At 40.3% G+C, this 19,239-nt stretch carries 18 protein-coding genes; 4 read left to right on the forward strand and 14 right to left on the reverse strand.

Features of this window, described 5'->3' with window-relative positions:
* Positions 1 to 120 precede the first annotated feature (120 nt).
* The 7 genes from pyk to NSQ62_RS15510 form a co-directional block, all read right to left on the reverse strand.
* Positions 121 to 1,881, reverse strand: a complete 1,761-nt coding sequence (gene pyk, locus NSQ62_RS15480; RefSeq protein ID WP_341321033.1) for a pyruvate kinase — start codon at positions 1,879 to 1,881, stop codon at positions 121 to 123.
* Between the two features lie 26 nt (positions 1,882 to 1,907).
* On the reverse strand, positions 1,908 to 2,867 hold the full coding sequence (pfkA, locus tag NSQ62_RS15485; RefSeq protein WP_341321034.1) for a 6-phosphofructokinase: 960 nt from the start codon (positions 2,865 to 2,867) through the stop codon (positions 1,908 to 1,910).
* 159 nt (positions 2,868 to 3,026) lie between these two features.
* A complete protein-coding gene (locus NSQ62_RS15490; RefSeq protein ID WP_341321035.1) occupies positions 3,027 to 3,980 on the reverse strand; it encodes an acetyl-CoA carboxylase carboxyltransferase subunit alpha in 954 nt (317 codons plus the stop codon).
* Positions 3,973 to 4,845 carry an acetyl-CoA carboxylase, carboxyltransferase subunit beta gene (gene accD, locus NSQ62_RS15495; RefSeq protein ID WP_341323951.1) on the reverse strand — a complete coding sequence of 291 codons (873 nt, stop codon included), beginning with the start codon at positions 4,843 to 4,845 and terminating at the stop codon, positions 3,973 to 3,975. Before accD ends, NSQ62_RS15490 begins: the two co-directional genes overlap by 8 nt.
* A 28-nt stretch (positions 4,846 to 4,873) precedes the next feature.
* Complete coding sequence (locus NSQ62_RS15500; RefSeq protein WP_341321036.1) at positions 4,874 to 5,509, reverse strand: GntR family transcriptional regulator; 636 nt, start codon at positions 5,507 to 5,509, stop codon at positions 4,874 to 4,876.
* Between the two features lie 283 nt (positions 5,510 to 5,792).
* The gene (gene dnaE, locus NSQ62_RS15505; protein ID WP_341321037.1) at positions 5,793 to 8,867 is read right to left on the reverse strand and encodes a DNA polymerase III subunit alpha; all 3,075 of its coding nucleotides are present in this window, start codon (positions 8,865 to 8,867) and stop codon (positions 5,793 to 5,795) included.
* 19 nt (positions 8,868 to 8,886) lie between these two features.
* Positions 8,887 to 9,828, reverse strand: a complete 942-nt coding sequence (locus NSQ62_RS15510) for a bifunctional oligoribonuclease/PAP phosphatase NrnA (RefSeq protein ID WP_341321038.1) — start codon at positions 9,826 to 9,828, stop codon at positions 8,887 to 8,889.
* 92 nt (positions 9,829 to 9,920) lie between these two features.
* On the opposite strand from NSQ62_RS15510, the gene NSQ62_RS15515 reads away from it, so the two are divergent.
* Positions 9,921 to 10,232 carry a YtpI family protein gene (locus NSQ62_RS15515; protein WP_341321039.1) on the forward strand — a complete coding sequence of 104 codons (312 nt, stop codon included), beginning with the start codon at positions 9,921 to 9,923 and terminating at the stop codon, positions 10,230 to 10,232.
* A gap of 64 nt (positions 10,233 to 10,296) precedes the next feature.
* Here NSQ62_RS15515 and NSQ62_RS15520 read toward each other — a convergent pair whose 3' ends face one another.
* Positions 10,297 to 11,604 (reverse strand): DRTGG domain-containing protein, encoded by a 1,308-nt coding sequence (locus tag NSQ62_RS15520; protein ID WP_341321040.1) that lies wholly within the window; start codon positions 11,602 to 11,604, stop codon positions 10,297 to 10,299.
* A 180-nt stretch (positions 11,605 to 11,784) separates the two neighbouring features.
* Complete coding sequence (locus tag NSQ62_RS15525; RefSeq protein WP_341321041.1) at positions 11,785 to 12,465, reverse strand: metal-dependent hydrolase; 681 nt, start codon at positions 12,463 to 12,465, stop codon at positions 11,785 to 11,787.
* Between the two features lie 127 nt (positions 12,466 to 12,592).
* Here NSQ62_RS15525 and NSQ62_RS15530 point away from each other — a divergent pair, with 127 nt between their 5' ends.
* Together NSQ62_RS15530 and NSQ62_RS15535 are read left to right on the forward strand one after the other, a co-directional pair.
* On the forward strand, positions 12,593 to 13,681 hold the full coding sequence (locus NSQ62_RS15530) for a Xaa-Pro peptidase family protein (RefSeq protein WP_341321042.1): 1,089 nt from the start codon (positions 12,593 to 12,595) through the stop codon (positions 13,679 to 13,681).
* Positions 13,682 to 14,032: 351 nt separating this feature from the next.
* Positions 14,033 to 14,800, forward strand: a complete 768-nt coding sequence (locus NSQ62_RS15535) for an SH3 domain-containing protein (protein WP_341321043.1) — start codon at positions 14,033 to 14,035, stop codon at positions 14,798 to 14,800.
* A 51-nt stretch (positions 14,801 to 14,851) separates the two neighbouring features.
* Here the strand turns inward: NSQ62_RS15535 and ald are convergent, their stop codons facing one another.
* Positions 14,852 to 15,988 carry an alanine dehydrogenase gene (gene ald, locus NSQ62_RS15540; RefSeq protein WP_341321044.1) on the reverse strand — a complete coding sequence of 379 codons (1,137 nt, stop codon included), beginning with the start codon at positions 15,986 to 15,988 and terminating at the stop codon, positions 14,852 to 14,854.
* A gap of 327 nt (positions 15,989 to 16,315) precedes the next feature.
* Here ald and NSQ62_RS15545 point away from each other — a divergent pair, with 327 nt between their 5' ends.
* Positions 16,316 to 16,762: a universal stress protein gene (locus tag NSQ62_RS15545; RefSeq protein ID WP_341321045.1), complete on the forward strand. Its 447-nt coding sequence runs from the start codon at positions 16,316 to 16,318 to the stop codon at positions 16,760 to 16,762.
* Between the two features lie 62 nt (positions 16,763 to 16,824).
* Here NSQ62_RS15545 and NSQ62_RS15550 read toward each other — a convergent pair whose 3' ends face one another.
* The 4 genes from NSQ62_RS15550 to NSQ62_RS15565 all read right to left on the reverse strand — a co-directional run bounded on the left by NSQ62_RS15550 (position 16,825) and on the right by NSQ62_RS15565 (position 19,238).
* On the reverse strand, positions 16,825 to 16,947 hold the full coding sequence (locus NSQ62_RS15550; RefSeq protein ID WP_341321046.1) for a hypothetical protein: 123 nt from the start codon (positions 16,945 to 16,947) through the stop codon (positions 16,825 to 16,827).
* Between the two features lie 76 nt (positions 16,948 to 17,023).
* Positions 17,024 to 17,965 (reverse strand): class I SAM-dependent methyltransferase, encoded by a 942-nt coding sequence (locus tag NSQ62_RS15555; protein ID WP_341323952.1) that lies wholly within the window; start codon positions 17,963 to 17,965, stop codon positions 17,024 to 17,026.
* 106 nt (positions 17,966 to 18,071) lie between these two features.
* A complete protein-coding gene (gene tpx / locus NSQ62_RS15560; protein ID WP_341321047.1) occupies positions 18,072 to 18,578 on the reverse strand; it encodes a thiol peroxidase in 507 nt (168 codons plus the stop codon).
* A gap of 171 nt (positions 18,579 to 18,749) precedes the next feature.
* Positions 18,750 to 19,238 carry an RDD family protein gene (locus NSQ62_RS15565; RefSeq protein ID WP_341321048.1) on the reverse strand — a complete coding sequence of 163 codons (489 nt, stop codon included), beginning with the start codon at positions 19,236 to 19,238 and terminating at the stop codon, positions 18,750 to 18,752.
* Position 19,239 lies beyond the last annotated feature (1 nt).

Here is a 19,239-nt window from a genome sequence, read left to right on the forward strand (position 1 = left end):
GGACTCGAGCTTCAAACATCCTTGCTTCAACACGTTTCCCACGTAGCAGAACAGCTCTAAATTAAATGTATAAAAAAATCCATTTTCACAACGGAAAATGGATTTTTATTTGTTTAGCTTTTATAGTACGCTCGCATGGCCTTTATAAATAACGCCTGTTTCTGCGTCCATTGTGATTTCTTGGCCGTGGCGGATTAATGTTGTTGCTTCTTTTACGCCGACGATTACAGGAATCCCAAGGCTTAAGCCCACTACTGCTGCGTGCGATGTTAAACCACCCGCTTCGGTAATAATCCCTACACAGTTTTCGATGGCTGGCATCATTTCACGGTCAGAACCAACCGTAACGATGATAGCGCCTTCTGTATCATACGCTAATGCTTCGCCTGCATTTTTCGCTACGATTGCTTTACCAACAACCGAAGATTTCCCAATGCCTTGTCCGCGCGCTAGTAAGTCACCGATGATGTGCACTTTCATTAAGTTTGTTGTACCAGCTTCACCAACTGGTACACCCGCTGTAATCACGACAACATCTCCGTGTTGGACGAATCCATGCTGTAATGCCTCGTCAACTGAAAGCTCTAAAATTTCATCTGTCGTTGTTACGCGGTGCGTTAAAATTGGTTTTACGCCCCACACTAATGTTAATTTTTGCGCTGTTGACGCTTGACTAGTTACAGCGATGATTGACACACCTGGACGGTATTTTGCGATCATTTTTGCTGTGTTACCACTTTCGGTTGGTGCTAATACTGCCGCTACCCCTAAATTGATAGATGTGAACGCTACTGCTTGTGAGATTGCTTCTGTCATGTTTGCTTCTCTTTCGCGGCTACGTTGCGATACGATTTGACGATAATCCAATGCATTTTCTGTTCGTTCAGCAATTTTGTTCATCGTTGCAACAGATTCTACTGGGTAAATACCAGCCGCTGTTTCACCTGAAAGCATAATTGCATCCGTTCCGTCCATGATGGCATTGGCTACATCTGATGCTTCTGCACGTGTTGGACGTGGGTTACGTTGCATAGAGTCTAACATTTGTGTTGCTGTAATAACTGGTTTCCCAACTTGGTTACATTTTTTAATTAGTGATTTTTGTACAAGAGGTACTTCTTCAGCTGGAATTTCTACCCCTAAATCACCACGTGCCACCATTAAACCATCTGACACTTCAATAATGGCATCAATATTGTCTACGCCTTCTTGATTTTCGATTTTTGGAATAATTTGAATGTGGCTACCGTCATTTTGCTCTAATAGCTCACGGATTTCTAATACATCTTTTGCCGTACGCACGAATGAAGCGGCGATAAAGTCAACACCTTGATCAATACCGAATAAAATATCAGCTGCATCCTTTTCCGTAATCCCTGGTAATTTCACAGAAACACCCGGTACGTTAACACCTTTTTTATTTTTTAAGATGCCCGCATTTTCAACGATTGTGTGAATTAACCCTTTATCAACATCTTTCGCTAATACACGTAATTCAATTAAGCCATCATCTAATAAAATAACGTTGTTTTGTTCGACATCTTCGATTAAACGTTCATATGTTACAGAAAAACGAGACTCATTTCCAAGTACTTCTGTCATTGAAATATCAATTACTTGACCTGTCACTAAATGAATTTCGCCGTTTTCCATTGAATGCGTACGAATTTCAGGACCTTTTGTATCTAATAAAATGCCGACTGGTTTTTTCATACGATCAGATGCGTCACGGATCGCTGCAATGCGCACTGCATGTTCTTCATGATTACCATGCGAGAAGTTTAAGCGGGCTACGTTCATACCAGCCGTGATTAATTTATCTAGCATTTCTGGTGATTCACTTGCAGGACCAATCGTACAAACAATTTTCGTTTTTCTCATAGTTTTGTCATCTCCGTTTTTCCACTCTAGATTGAAAGTTCTTGTGATAATGTGTAAAGACTTAAATCAGCTTGATGTTTTGTTTCAAATGCTTCTTTTAAATCATAATCGATTACTAGATGATTTTTCACGCCAACTGCTCGGCCACCTTGTTTTTCAAGTAAAAGTTCAACAGCACGCGCGCCAAAACGACCAGCGAGTACACGGTCACGAGCTGATGGAGAGCCACCACGTTGTATATGCCCTAGTACCGACGTACGAATTTCTACACCCGTGCGTTCTTGTAATTGCTTAGCAAGCTTATGACCGTTCATAACACCTTCTGCAACGATGATGATACTATGACGTTTACCACGCGCTGCACCTCGTTCTAAGCGTGTCACAATATCCTCGATGTCAAAGGCTTCTTCAGGGATTAAAATCGATTCTGCACCTGCAGCGAGCCCGGCCCATAATGCGATATCCCCTGCATCACGGCCCATCACTTCAATAACAAATGTATTTTCATGACTTGTTGCTGTGTCACGGATTTTATCGATCGACTCAACAACTGTATTTAGAGCTGTATCAAAGCCAATTGTATATTCAGTACCTGGAACATCATTGTCGATTGTCCCCGGCACGCCCACACATGGGAAGCCCTTTTCAGTAAGCTGCATCGCGCCGCGGTAAGAACCATCGCCACCAATAACAACTAAACCTTCGATGCCTTCTTGTTTCATGCGTTCAATCGCTTTGTACTGATAGTCGTCTTCTTTAAATTCTGGAAAACGAGCAGAGTATAATTTTGTACCACCACGTTGTATAATATCGCCAACTGCACCGATATCTAAAAGTTCATAATTGCCTTTATACAAACCTTCATAGCCGTTATAAACACCAACTACGTCAACTTCGTGAAAACGCGCCTTACGAACAACCGCACGAATCGCAGCGTTCATTCCCGGTGCGTCTCCTCCACTCGTTAATACCGCAATTTTCTTCATACGCTATTTTCCTCCTACTTGTCTCATACTATTCACATTAACAGAAAAATGGTCTATATGTAACTATTCTGGAAAACAAAAAATACAATGTTAATAAAAAAATTAAAGAATGCGCTTTCACGCATTCTTTGTAAATTAATTTAACATTCAGTCGTATTTTTATTCTGAAAACTGACCGATATTTTTAAATTTTATATAGCGATCTTCAATTAATTGATCGGCAGTTAAACTACTTAATTCAGATAAATGAAGTTCAAGTGCTTGCTTCATAAAGATTGCTTGCGCCGCTAAGTCTTTATGTGCGCCGCCTGCTACCTCTGGAATAATGCCATCAATAATAGCTAACTCCTTCAAATCGAGCGCCGTTATTTTCATAGCCTCGGCTGCTTGCTTCGCGTAGCTAGCATCTTTCCATAAAATTGATGCCGCGCCTTCTGGTGAAATAACCGAATACGTTGAGTTTTCGAGCATTAAAATTTTGTTCGCAACACCCAGCGCTAATGCACCACCACTACCACCTTCGCCAATGACAATACTTATAATTGGTACCCTAAATCCAGCCATTTCAAACAGATTTCGTGCAATCGCTTCACTTTGTCCGCGCTCTTCGGCAGCCTTGCCTGGATACGCACCTTTCGTATCAATTAGGCAAATAATTGGACGGTTAAATTTTTCCGCCTGCTTCATTAAACGCAGTGCTTTTCGGTAGCCTTCCGGATGCGGCATCCCAAAATTGCGACGAATATTTTCCTTCGTTGTTTTCCCACGCTGATGGCCAATAATCGTTACCGACTGTCCATTAAAGGATGCAATGCCCCCAACAATTGCGGCATCATCTTTAAATGTGCGGTCGCCGTGTAATTCAATAAAATTATCGAAAATACGTTCAATGTAATCCAGTGTTGTCGGTCGTCCCACATGGCGAGCAACTTGCACACGATCCCATGGTTCGATATTGGCGTACACAGATTTTTCAAGCTCACTAAGTCGTGTTTCGAGCTTTTCAATTTCGCCGCTCATATCGACTTCTGCTTCCTGCGCAATCGTCTTTAATTCCACGATTTTTTCTCTAAGCTTTACAACGGGTTCTTCAAACGCCATTAATTTAGACATGTGATACGCCTCCTTCAACATGTAGCTTTACAATCGTTGCAATTTTGTCACGCATCTCATTACGACTAAAAATGGCGTCTAATTGACCGTGATCAAGTAAAAATTCTGCTGTTTGGAAATCATCCGGCAGTTTTTCACGTACCGTTTGTTCGATAACACGACGTCCGGCAAAACCAATCAACGCTTGTGGCTCTGCAATATTGTAATCGCCAATCGATGCAAAGCTTGCAGATACCCCACCAGTCGTTGGATGTGTCAAAATCGAAATATACAATAACCCTTCTTCACTATGTCGCTTTAACGCGACACTCGTTTTTGCCATTTGCATCAGTGACAGCACACCTTCTTGCATCCGTGCGCCACCACTTGCTGTGAAAATAATAAACGGCACGCGAAGATTCGTCGCCTTTTCCACTGCACGTGTAATTTTTTCCCCTACAACTGAGCCCATTGAGCCCATACGGAACGTCGAATCCATGACCGCAACAACAACGGGCATCCCCTTTAATGTACCTGTGCCTGTTAGTACCGCTTCATTTAATCCGGTTTTCTTTTTATCGACTTCAATTTTTTCAATATATGCTGGGAACTGCAATGGATTGGTTGTTTGTAGGTGGTCGTCCATTGATGTAAACGAACCCTCATCTATAAAAATCGCCATACGCTCTTTTGAGTTGAGCGTAAAATGGTGCTCACATTTCATACATACTTTTAAATTTTTCTCTAATTCTTTTGTGACATGAATCGCTTTGCATTTTGGGCATTTTGTGACAATGCCTTCTGGAAATGCCTTCTCATCTTCCCTTTTTGAAATATTACCATTATTTTTTTTACGACTAATTGAAAATAAATCACGAATTGCCATCATACATCCCCCTTTGATTGACTGTGCCTTAGCGCTCGAGTAATCCCATCCATTTTTCATATGCTTGTATCGCTTCATACGTATAGCCCATTTGCATTGCCTTGAGCATCATTTCGACTTCAAGCTTTTCATCTTTTGAAATGGCCTCTGTTAGTAAATCCCCACTAAACGAGGCAAGCTGCATCCAAATTTTTAACGCTAATCGGTTGCCACTTGTAATGATGCATTCACGCAGTAAATCTTCGCGAGACACTGGCTCACCTAGCTCAACTTTAATAAAAAAACTGTCCCAAATCGGTAAGGTACGTAACTGCGTAGACTGACAAATAATATGAATCGCTTCTCTTTCATGCATTTGCCTCGTTGCTAAAACATCGGACGCTGATTTTTCATCTTGTAAAATAAACGAACTCAAAATTTCAACGAATTGATGCTGCTTCATGCTTGCTAAATACGTTCCGCCACCATGCTTCGTTTCGATTAAGCCTAGTAGCTCTAAACTACGCAGTGCTTCACGAACAGATGAACGCCCTACCTGCAATTGCTCGGTTAGAACGCGTTCAGAAGGTAATTTTTGCCCCGCTTGAATGTTTTGATCGGCAATCAATTCACGCAGTTGCCTTACAATTTGCAAAAACATTTTTTTCTCTGGCTTGTGCTCCACTGTCCTCACCTCAATCTCAATAACGCCTCGGCATTACTTTGTGTAGATTCACCTTGCGTCAACGCAATAAAATTAAACCAGACTAAAAGTGGTCTGACCAGTTTTCCTATAACTAAGAATACAAAATGTTTTTGTCGTTGTAAAGGAAATTCCACACAAACGATTCATCGCTATAAGGATATTTATGTATAGCACATAAATTTTACGATTTTTCGATGAATAATTTTTCATACAGCAAAAAGAGCGCTTTCTAGCAATCACTAGAAAACGCTCTCAATATTATTTAATGAATAGTAATCTGTTTTACTTTAATTTGTGCTTTCTTAAATCGTTGCTCTAAAAAGCCTTCCACATAGAGCAGCACATCTTCTTGTAGCTTGCCGACAACCTGCTCATATTCTTTTGGGAATAGTGTACAAGAAACCGAACCAAATTCGTCTTCAATCGTGACGAACGCCATTAATTCACCGCGCTTCGTACGCAGTTGACGGAACTCGCTTACAATACCAATAATCCGAATGTAGGCGTTATCTTTTAATGTCGGGAGCGTCTGCATGGTCGCATTGACCTCTTGAAAATGGGCACGCATGCGCACAATCGGATGATCCGATAAATAAAAACCAAGCACTTCTTTTTCATATTGTAGTTTGATTTTCTCTGGCATCCCTGACATTTCATTGTACTTCGGCTTGCCAAATGCCATGATTGCCCCTTCAAATAAATCATCGCCACCCGGTCGCATAAAATCGGCCTGCTTTTGTGCGCCCTCAATGGTTGCTAAAAGCGTGGCACGGTCTTTGCCGAATTCATCAAATGCCCCTGCTTTAATGAGCGGCTCTACCACTTTACGCTGAAAATGCGCGGTTGTTAATGTAACCGCTAAATCAAAAATCGAGTCAAATGGCTGTTGCCGCTCTTTTCGTGCTTGCATCAACTGCTGTAAAAACGGCTGTGAAACACCCTTAATAGCGGATAAACTAAAACGAATTTTACCATTTTCAACTTTAAAATGACGCACGCTACGGTTGATTGACGGTGGTAAGACTTCAATGCCATTTGCCTTTGCCTCGGCTAAAATTTGCATCAACTTATCGCTATTACCCGTTGCATTCGTTAGTAGTGCGGCATAAAAATTAACAGGGAAGTTCGCTTTTAAATAAGCCATTTGATAAGAGATAATACTGTACGCAACCGCATGGCTTTTTGGGAAACCATAATCCGCAAAACGGACGATTAATTCGTAAACTTCCTGGGCGACTTGCTTTGTGTAGCCCTTTTTTAGCGAGCCTTTGACAAAAGCGTCTCGTTGCTGTTCGAGTACTTCCCGCTTCTTCTTACTTACCGCGCGTCGTAGCAAATCGGCCTCACCAATCGTAAAGCCCGCCATGACATTGGCGATGCGCATGATTTGTTCCTGATACACGATAACCCCGTACGTTTCCTGTAAAATCGGTGTCAAATCCGGGTGTGGCATGACAACAGATTCTAGCTTGTGTTTACGACTTGCATAGACGGGAATAAACTGCATCGGACCCGGACGATAAAGCGCGTTGACTGCCACAATATCTAAAAAATGCGTCGGCTTAATCTCACGTAGTGCATTTTTCATACCGTCTGATTCAAGTTGGAAAATGCCGACTGTATCGCCGCGCTGTAGCAGTTCAAATGTTTTGGCATCGTTTAATGGGATTTGATTGAACTGGAGTTCGATTTGATGCGTAAATTGAATAGATTTACGGATTTGATCTAAAATCGTTAAGTTTCTCAAGCCTAAAAAGTCGATTTTTAGTAAGCCCGTTTGCTCGATTTCAAGCATCGGCCACTGCGTTAAATAAATATCATCATGCCCTTGTTCAATCGGCACAACATCCACGAGTGGTACCGGACTTAAGACGACCCCCGCTGCGTGCGTTGACGCATTACGCGGTAAGCCTTCTAAACGGAGTGCGGTTTGGAACCATTTATGGCGGATTGGCTCAGCGTCCATCCATTTCCGTAAATTTTCCGAGTTCGCATATGCTTCTTGCAGTGTAATGCCCGGCTTATTCGGAATGAGCTTCGAAATCATCTCGAGCGTTTCTGATTCAAAGTTAAACATACGCGCCACATCACGTGCGACAGCCTTTGCCGATAATGTACCAAACGTAATAATTTGTGCGACGTATTGCTTGCCGTATTTTTTAGCAACGTATTCAATGACCTCATGACGACGTGTATCTATAAAGTCGATATCAATATCGGGCAATGTCACACGCTCTGGATTTAAAAAGCGTTCAAATAGTAAATCGTAGTACAGTGGGTCCACTTGTGTAATTTCAAGTGCATAGGCAATGAGTGACGAAGCAGATGAGCCACGTCCTGGGCCTGTTAAAATGTGTTGATCACGAGCAAAGTGCATAAAATCTGCAACGATTAAAAAGTAATCCGAGTAGCCCATTGATTGAATGACTTGTAGCTCATAGTGCATGCGCTCTGCATACTGATGTGGTAGCTGTTCGGTTTGTAGGCGTCTCTGTAAGCCCATATGTACCTGCTGCTGTAACACATGCTCCGCAGTCTCCCCTTGTTGGAGTGGAAACTTTGGCATATACACATCGTTTAGGCTTATTTCCACCTGACAACTCGCCAATAGTTGCTCCGCCGCTTGTAACCAATTCGGTTGATCAGAAAAACGCGTATGCCATTCATTTGCCGTTAATACGTGGCTGTCATATTGCTGTTCGTAGTCACGGTCATTTAGCTTTACACCCGATTCAATCGCTTGGGCAACTTCATAAGCAAATACGTCTTGTTCATACATATACAAGCTTTCATGGGTTGCGATTACTTGTAACTGGTGACGCTGTGCCAGTTCTACAGCTTGTACCTCAAACGGATGGACGCCATTGACACGTGAAATTCCCACGTATACATTCGCTGCATTTGCTTCTTTTAGTGCTTGTACAACCTCTTGTGCTTCTGGCTGTAGCCATGCTTGCTGGTTTTTAAATGGTAGTACCACAAAGGCGATGTCCTGCGCATAGGCGGTTAACCAGCGCAGTGGTAACGTTTCGTTTGGACGAATTGCAATACTGCTTGCGATTTTCAATAAATTTTTATAGCCCACATTCGTTTTTGCATATAACACGAGCGGGAGTGTTTCTTGTTCGGTTTGCTCGAGCTCAATCGTTAAGCCAGCAACTGGGTGAATGCCGGCCTTTTTTAGCTGAAACATAAAAGGCAAAAGCCCGTACAATTTTGTATTAACCATTGCACAGCTTTTTGCCTGTTGTTGTTGTAAAAAAGGGATGAGCTCATCGATACGAATCGTACTTTTCAATAAATCGGCACTCGTCCGAATTTGTGGATAGACGGTCACCTTTCATCCCCTCCTTCATTTATGCGTTTTGACAAATCTCTTTTAAATCTAGAATTACTTGTTCTACCTCGTCCCAAGAATGCGCAGTTGCACCAGACGCAAGCGGATGACCGCCGCCGTTGTACTTTTTCGCTAAGCCGTTAATGACTGGCCCTTTTGAACGTAGGCGTACACGGATTGTATCGTTTTCTTCGATAAACATCACCCATGCACGAATATTTTTTACATTGCCTAGTGAACCTACTAATAATGACGTTTCAGACGGTGTTGCATCAAATTCTTTTAACACATCCGTTGGCAATTTAATATATGCCATACCGTTTTCATCCATCATAAAATGCTGATAAATATAGCCCTGTAAATTCAGTAGCTTACGTTCCATTTCGTACATGCCGTCAAACACTTGATTGCGATCGAAGTTGTACTGCACAAGCTGACCTGCTGTTTCAAATGTTTTTGGACTCGCACTTGGGAATAGGAAACGACCTGTATCCCCTACAATCCCCGCAAATAACAGACGTGCTGCTGCATCAGACATAATCCAGCCCGCGTAATCCTTTGCTTCATCATATAATTCATAAATCATTTCACTACAAGAACTTGCCGATGTTTCTACCCACAGTAAATCACCGTATGCATCATCATTTGGATGGTGGTCGATTTTAATTAAGAAATCACCTGTCGTGTAGCGTTGATCGTCGATACGTTCTGTGTTTGCTGTATCCGTTGCAATGATTAAGGCACCTTCAAATGTCGCATCGGTAATTTCTTCAGGATGCGCTAAAAATGACAGTGATTCATCATGTTCCCCAACGGTATACACCTTTTTTTCTGGAAAGTTGGCGCGGATTAATTCCGCTAAACCAATTTGTGATCCGTATGCATCTGGGTCTGGACGCACGTGTCGGTGTAGAATAATTGTTTCGTATTGTTTAATTTTGTCAATAATTTGACGTTTCATAAAGTTTCCCCCTAAGACATCATGAATACCTATCGCAATTTCCAGAAAAAGCCGTTACAATACTTAGTAGTTTTGCGATTGGGAGGTTCATTATGGTTTATTTAAATTTTTTGTTAGTAGCTTGTATTATTGCTTCACTTGTCTTTTATTTTTACTTTAAAACAAAACAGTTCCGTTCGACTTTACCGATTCGTTCGAAATGGTATAAGGCAAAGTCAGGTGTAGCACTTGCTTCATTTATCATTTCCTTTGGTTTAAATGCAACCATTCTTTACCCTGACGTAGTTGGCTATATCGTAGCGATTGTATTCTTAATAATTGGTATCGGTGTCGGTACGAATAGCTACAAACGCATGCGTCACGAAGGGCGCTTTGTGCAAGAAGAGTATGATTTAAATAACTAATGGTAAAGGGCCACTACAAGACGTAGCGGCCCTTTTACGTCTGAGTTAAAATGTCTGTTTGTTCTTAGCGCTCTAATAGCTGGAATGTCATCATGGCTTTCCCGACTAAAACGGTTCCATTAAATACTTCGAAATCCATTTTCACGAATTTACGAGACATATCTAAAATACGGGGTTGTACCGTTAATACGCTTTCCATTTGCACTGGTTTAATGAAATAAATATTCATATTTTCAACCACTGCCTCACCGCGTTTGCGACGTTTTAAAGCAAATGCCCCAACTTCTGATAAGAGTGTGGTAAAAGCACCATACGAAATGGCACCAAATTGGTTGGTCATTTGAGGTGTTACCGTAAATTCAACAACGATATCCTCTTCACCTTTAACGCGCATTTCATTTTTCACTAAATCATCAATCGTTTCACCTTGCTGTGGCTGGCGCTGTGCAAGTTGAATTGCCTTTAACACGTCCTGACGACTAATAACACCACGTAAAGCCCCGTCTTCATCGATTACTGGAAGAAGATCAATTCCTTCCCAAATCATACGGTGACCTGCTGTTGCGACACTCGTCTTCATTGACGCCGCGATTGGGTTTTTCGTCATTACTTTGTCGATTGGCTCATACTCGTCTTTTCCGATTACGTCTTTACTCGTAATAACCCCGACTAGCTTATTTTGTACTGTAACAACGGGGAATGCCCCGTGTGATGTACGTAAATTTTGTTTATGGAAATCTGCAATCGTATCGGTATTTTTTAATACCGCTGTATCTTCAATTGGTACATACACATCTTCAATTAATAAAATGTCTTTTTTAATTAATTGGTCATAAATGGCACGGTTAATCATCGTCGCTACCGTAAATGTATCGTAGCTTGTTGAAATAATCGGTAAATCTAACTCATCTGCTAACGTCTTATTTGCATCTGTCGTATCGAAACCACCTGTAATTAATACAGCTGCGCCTGTTTTTAGTGCATATTCATGCGCTTGCGTACGGTTTCCGACAATCAGTAAACTCCCTGCATCCGTATAGCGCATCATATCTTCAAGCTTCATCGCACCGATAACGAATTTCGTTAACGTTTTATGTAAGCCTGTCTTTCCACCTAAAACTTGGCCATCAATAATATTCACAATCTCCGCAAATGTTAAACGCTCAATGTTTTCTTTCTTTTTCTTCTCAATACGAATTGTACCGACACGTTCAATCGAGCTTACTAAACGGCGATTTTCTGCTTCCTTAATCGCACGGTAAGCTGTTCCTTCACTCACTTGCATTTCTTTTGCAATTTGACGAACAGAAATTTTGTCTCCGACCGGTAGTGATTCGATATATTGTAAAATCTTCTCGTGTTTTGTTGACAATTACATCACCTATTTCTCTTCATTCATTTCTGTCCTTAGTGTAACACATTTAATCATCGCAATTACACCATTTTCACTAGTACAGTTCTGAATTATTTCAGCAATTGATTAAAAATTAGTAATACACAAACAGAAAAAACTGCCCTAGTAAGGACAAACTTACAGGACAGTTTTAAAAGATTAGAACTTCACCGACTCACCGGCAGTTAAAATCTGTACTTCTGCGTCTTCTACTAATTTTGCAAATTCGTTCGGATCTTGTTCGATTGGTGGGAATGTATTGTAGTGAATAGGCACAACAATTTTTGGCTTTAACAATGAAACCGCATAGGCAGCATCATCTGGCCCCATTGTAAAATTATCACCGATTGGTAAAAATGCGACATCAATTGGGTGGCGCTTCCCGATGAGCTCCATATCACCAAACAGCGCTGTATCACCCGCATGGTAAATGGTTTTTCCTTCTGCTGTAAATAAAATCCCCGCCGGCATCCCCATATAAATTATTTCGTTGTTTTCTGTTACATAGGATGAGCCATGAAATGCTTGCGTGAATTTCACCTTGCCAAATTCAAATTGACACGCCCCGCCAATATGCATATTGTGCACTTTGCAGCCTTGCCAACCTAAATAATTCGCCAATTCATTTGGGGCGACAACAAGCGCACCGCTTTTCTTTGCAAGTTCTACTGTATCTCCTACGTGATCATTATGACCATGCGTCAATAAAATGACATCTGGATTTTCATTTTCTACTTGTAAATCCGTTTGTCCATTCCCATTAATAAATGGGTCAATTAAAATCGTTGTACCGTTCGTTTTGATTTTTACGACGGAATGTCCATGATAAGAAATTTGCATAACATACCTCCTAAAAAATTGAGTCCCCCTTTTATTCGTTATTTCTGCACAATTCTCCTTTTTTTGATATGCTTAATAAGCAAAATTCAATTTATGATTTTTTTACAAAATCAAAGGAGTCTTTACTATGTCAAAACTTAATGAATTACAAGCTTATTTAATGGAGCACCAAATCGATGCGGCGTTTATTACAACACCGGATAATGTGTTTTATTTCTCAGGTTTTAGTAGCGACCCACACGAACGTTTACTAGGTATTATGGTCTTTAAGGATGCTGCACCATTTTTAATTTGTCCGAAAATGGAAATGCCTGACGTTGTGGCTGCTGGCTGGACACATGAGGTTGTAGGTCATGAAGATACAGAAAACGCATGGGATGTTGTAGCAAAAACAGTGGCAACACGTGAAACTGCATTTACATTACTTGCGATTGAAAAATCTCACCTAACAGTAGAGCGCTTTGAAGCCATTCAAGAACGCTATGAAAACTTAACATTCAAAGGCATTGACGATAAAGTAAACGCGATGCGTATTTGCAAAGATGAAAAAGAATTAGTAAAAATGCGTAAAGCGGCGGAGCTTGCAGACTATGCGATTCAAGTAGGCTGTGATGCAATTACTGAAGGCAAAACAGAAATGGAAGTCTTAAATGAAGTCGAATCAGCTATTAAAGCAAAAGGCTATGCAATGAGCTTTGATACGATGGTTTTAGCTGGCGAAAAAGCCGCTTCCCCTCACGGTACACCGGGTGACCGTAAAATCCAAAAAGGCGACCTGATTTTATTCGACCTTGGCGTAATTTACGAGGGCTACTGCTCTGACATCACGCGTACAGTAGCATTTGGTCAACCAGGCGAAGAACAAATGAAAATTTACAACACGGTTCGTGCAGCAAACGAAAACGCAATTGCCGCAGTAAAACCGGGCGTTCGCGCAATGGACTTAGATAAAATTGCACGTGACACGATTACAGAGGCTGGCTACGGTGAGTACTTCACACACCGTTTAGGTCACGGCCTTGGGATATCGGTCCATGAATTCCCTTCAATTAACGGGGCGAACGATTTCGTATTAAATGAAGGGGCAGTGTTCACAATCGAACCAGGCGTTTATAAAACAAACGTTGCCGGTGTTCGTATTGAAGATGACGTTGTCGTAACAAAGGACGGCGTTGAAGTATTAACGAAGTTCACGAAAGAATTAGTCATTCTTTAATTTAACTAGGGGGCAATCAGCAACATTTTGTTGTTGGTTGTCTTTTTTATTTGGGACCGTTCTGCTACGCTACGGGGAGAGTACGTTGAATGATGATTTTAGCCCCAAGTCCGTTGTACTGCGTTCCGAGGCATATCGAAATTAGTAGAAAAACTAGTTGAATAAAACGTGAAATTTATGCGTAACCTATAACGAGTAATTGACTAGCAGTAAGCAGTTAATTACTCGTTTTTTTCGTTTGCTAATAGCTAAATTATATCGAAAATGATTTTTTTACAATATTTAACTAGTTTTTAATAGTAAGAAATAAGGAATAGAATACTAATTATCTTTGAAAGGAAGTGGTGTATCATGAAAAAATGGTCAATCATCACCATCGTTGTGTTATTTTTCTCAATTGTACCTATTAGTCAAATGGTGCAACATACAGAAGCGGCCACAACACAATTTGTCGTTGCAAAAAATGAGATCCTTTTACGTGATGCACCTAAAATAAATGCAAAAACAATCACAAAAATTAAGAGTACGTCAAAAGTTATTGTTCATTCAAAAAAAGGGGAATGGGCATTCATTGAATATAATGGTAAAGAAGGATACATTTACGCCTCTACATTAACGAAGAAAAACCCAAATGCATTTGCTTCACCACCAGTTGTCACAAAAGGATTAATGCCAAAAGCGAACCGTAGTTACACGTATGAACCATCATTTGAAGGACCCGAAAAAGTAACATACAAAGCGTCAAATAATCCATCAATTGAAAATTCAATTGAACTGTTAGAATCTGACTATATGGGCTACACCTATATTGAAAGGGAGAACACACTGGAATTAGGTGTTGCGTATTCCGATGTCTTTTTCTTCTCTCTTAGCTATCCGATGAAAGAAAAAGGAACAATCATCGATACAGATTACGGTTTTGACGGCATCAATACGACAACAAAAGTAGCAGTTGAAAGTACTTCTGCTACTGTGAAAACAAAGGCCGGTACATTTAAAAATGTTGTCATTTTAACCTATCCAAATGGTACTAAACTTTATTTAGCTAAGGATTACGGAATTATCCGTATTACTGATTTTGACGGCACGATTACAACGGAGTTAATTGCAGTAAAATAAAAAAAACCACCACACTTTCTCTACTTAAAGAAAGCGTGGCGGTTTTTTAATTTATTGACTTAATCCTGTTAATACACCTAATACATCATCCACTACTACATATGGTAAGCCTTGCGCGTCTGCTACTGCACGGTATACGACTTTCCCATCAATTGTATTTACACCGCGCTTTAATGCTTCGTTATCTAAACACGCACGAATGTAGCCTTTATTCGCAATTTGTAATGCGTATGGTACTGTGTTGTTTGTTAACGCAATCGTTGATGTACGAGGTACGGCTCCAGGCATATTTGCTACTGTATAATGTACTACCCCGTGCTTCAGGAATGTCGGGTTGTCATGTGTTGTTACAATTTCAGATGTCGCGAAACAACCACCTTGGTCAATCGCAATATCTACAACTACTGAACCTGGAGACATCGCTTCGATCATTTCCTCTGTAACTAGTTTTGGTGCTTTTGCGCCTGGAATTAATACAGAACCGATTACTAAGTCAGCTGAACGCACCGCATCCGCAATATTATATGGGTTCGAAATTAATGTTTGCACATCGCGACCAAAAATATCATCTAATTGACGTAGACGCTCTGGGCTTAAATCGATGATCGTCACATCCGCGCCCATACCTACTGCGACCTTAGCAGCGTTCGTTCCTGCGATACCCCCGCCGATTACCGTTACTTTTGCGCGCTGTACACCTGATACACCACCTAATAAAATTCCCTTACCCCCTGGTAATTTTTCTAAGTAATGTGCACCAATCTGAGTAGCCATACGCCCTGCTACTTCGCTCATTGGCGTCAGTAATGGTAGTGAACCGTTTGGTAATTGTACCGTTTCATATGCAATGGCAATCACTTTATTTTCAAGTAACGCCTTTGTTAATTCTGGTTCTGGCGCTAAATGTAAGTATGTGAATAAAATTAATCCTTCGTGGAAATATTGGTATTCACTTGCTACTGGCTCTTTTACCTTTAATACCATTTCGGCATCCCATGCTTCGGCTGCCGTATCTACAATATGTGCCCCTACTAATAAATAATCATTATCTGTAAATGAAGAGCCTAAACCCGCGCCTGTTTCGATAAACACTTCATGACCATTTGCTATTAGTGATAACACTCCTGGTGGTGTCATAGCTACACGGTTTTCATTGTTTTTAATTTCTTTTGGTACCCCGATTTTCATGTGAAATCCTCCTTTGTGAATTATATAATGTACTAATTCAAATCCATTCTACCAACTTTATTCAAAAAATAGTAGATAAATTTTTAATATATAATATTTTCAGAAAAAAGGTGTTTTTATATTGTTTTTATTTTTTAAAAAACTTTACTTACATAGCCATGAAAAATATTTTATAATAGTATTGCAACAATATTTTTACTTTTCTGAAGAAATATTATACATATGCGATAGGAAATAATTGAATTTTTCACATTTTTTTACGTAAAGTGTTTCCAATCGAAAAACATTTGCTATAATAAAGCTATAGAAAACTAGGAGGTAATGGAAATGGCTAATCATTATAAAAGCATTGTAGTCGCAGTAGACGGTTCGAAAGAAGCAGAATACGCATTCCGTAAATCAATTGACGTTGCAAAACGTAACGACGGTGCGACAATTAACTTAGTAAACGTAATTGATACACGTTCATTCGCTGCAATCGAAGCATACGATCGTTCTATCGCTGAGCGTGCACAACAACACTCAGAAGAATTATTAAATGGTTACAAAAAACAAGCAGAAGAAGCGGGCGTTGCTAACGTAAACTTAGTAATCGAGTACGGTTCTCCTAAAAACATCATCACTAAAGAGCTTTCTAATGTTGTAGAAGCTGACTTAATCATCTGTGGTGCTACTGGTTTAAACGCTGTTGAACGTTTCTTAATCGGTTCTGTATCAGAAGCGATCGTACGTTCAGCGAAATGTGACGTATTAGTCATCCGTACGCCTGAGTGATTTTACCTTAACTGGAAATGAAAACGCCATCATCCTTTAATTTGGATGATGGCGTTTTTTAATTATTTTTTGCCTGTGACGGTGGCAAAAAAAAATGGATTTTCCGCGCGGTGCTCCTGTCGCTCTGCTTTCGTCGCAGAATTTAAAGTCAGTCCATAAGGAACTGACTTTAAATTTGCTGTCATGCCGTAGCCCGCCAATAAATATGCAATACTTTATACGGAAATTTCCTACATATGATTAAATTTCATTTATTGATTATTATCTTTGTTGGTCATTCCCCTCGCGCCACATGCTTACTTTTTCAAAGAACATTGCAAGTGCTTCGCGGTTTGACATATTTGGTACTTTTGCTAGTAACACCTCACGTGGTGCTTTTAATGTACTGCTTTGCTTTTGTAAAATTAAAATACTCTTCTCATGCGCACGTGATGTAAATAGGTTTTCCGGTAGTTGAATGACCGCTTGAATCCATGCATTACCTTTAATGAATTTGTGTAATTGCTTTGATTGCTCTGATTCAAACAAGTTTGCTGGCACTAAGAAGAATGCAAAGCCGCCCTCTTTTGTATAATTCATCGATTGCTCGATAAATAAGTGATGTGCATAGCTCATGCCCTCTGTTGCACATAATTCGTAATCAATTGCCACTTCTTCATTTGGATAATAGCCAACTGGTAAATCACACACGACTGCGTCCACTGGATCTACTAATAATTTTTCAAGTGCATCTTGACGGAATAATGTCACCGGCTGCTCGATTAAATCTCCCGTTGCAGCTGCAAGACGAATTAATAAATCATCCACTTCAACACCTGATGCTTGCACATTGCCCTGTAACGCATTCATGACCGTAAATAACAAGTTCCCTGTTCCAAGTGCTGGATCTACTACTGAAATCGGTCCTTGCTTTAATTGGTCCTCGAAGCATTGCTCCACAAAGTGGGCCACGAGTAAGCCTAATGTATCTGGCGTCATTTGGTGGTTGGGCTGTGCACTTTTACGCATGCCTTTTAAAATGGCAATTTGGATCGCTTTACGCATATCTTCCTTTGTTGCCTCTGCTACTTGCCACTCAAACTTGCCATCAAGCGTATCTTCTAACGCCTGTAATAATGCCTCTAAATAATCTAAACCTTCTGCTTCGACTACTTTTTCAGCATAGTCATTTACATATTTAAAAATCTGTTCGAATTTTTCCATCATTATAACTCCTTCATACACTAAAGAAATGAACAACCCACTCAAAGTATTTGAGTGGGTTTATGATACCTTTATTTACTTTACACTAAATTCATAGAAAACGAAATTATTTTGAAAGAGCTTTTACTGCTTCTAAGGCAGCTTCGTAGTTCGGGTGGTTTGTGCCCTCTGGAACATATTCCACATACGCTACTTTACCGTCTGCATCTACTACGAAAATTGAACGCGCTAATAGGCGTAATTCTTTCATATGTACGCCGTACGCTTCACCGAATGATGCTTCTCGGTGATCTGATACTGTTACTAATTTGTCGATACCCGCAGCGCCGCACCAACGTTTTTGTGCAAATGGTAAGTCCATTGATACTGTGTAGATTGCTACATCGTCGCCTAATTCAGCAGCAGCTTCATTGAATTTACGAGTTTGTTGGTCACATACACCTGTATCAAGTGATGGAACAACTGAGAATAAACGAATTTTACCTGCTAAATCATTTAACGTAACTGCTGATAAGTCGTTTGCTGTTACTGTGAAATTCGGTGCTTGGTCACCTACTTTAATTTCGTTGCCGATTAATGTTACTGGTTTGTTAATGAATGTTACTTGTACCATAATAACGCCTCCTTATTTATTACCTTATATTACTAAACTAGAAATACACTTTGCAACTGACGGGACTTAGAAACCAAAGAAAAAAGCCATTTTATAAGTAAGTACTCACAAAATAGCTTTCTTCTTGTTTAGAAGGTGTCGATACTTAAGATTACCCTCTACAATTACGCATTAAACCTTTTGTACATAAATATTTTCATGGACTACCATCGTATCGGCAAAATAATCCGCGATACTTTTATTGTTCGGTGCAAAGGCAACAATTAAATATGGTAAGTTCAGCATCGTACCGTTAATAAAGCGGCCGATACCTTCACGGAATAATACCGTCATCCAGTCTAATGCTTCACCGTTATCCTTTTGTACCTTAATGCCAAATACCATTTTGCCTAATGTTTGTTTGAAAAATTTGGTCATCAATACAAAATAGGCATAAAAGATGAGACCTGATACGATTGTAAACGGCGCATACCATGCACTGTCACTTACGCTCCAGTCCATTACCGCGAATAGCGGCCGTACCGAAATCCCCACAATGGCACTAATTACAATGAAATCTAGTGCAAATGCCCAAAAACGCATCCAAAAACCTGCTGTTTTCAACTGAATAGAAGGTTCAACAACGACTGCTGTATCTACGGTTTCCATTACATCTGACATC

It is taken from the genome of Solibacillus sp. FSL H8-0523 (genome assembly GCF_038051985.1).
Lineage (GTDB): Bacteria > Bacillota > Bacilli > Bacillales_A > Planococcaceae > Solibacillus.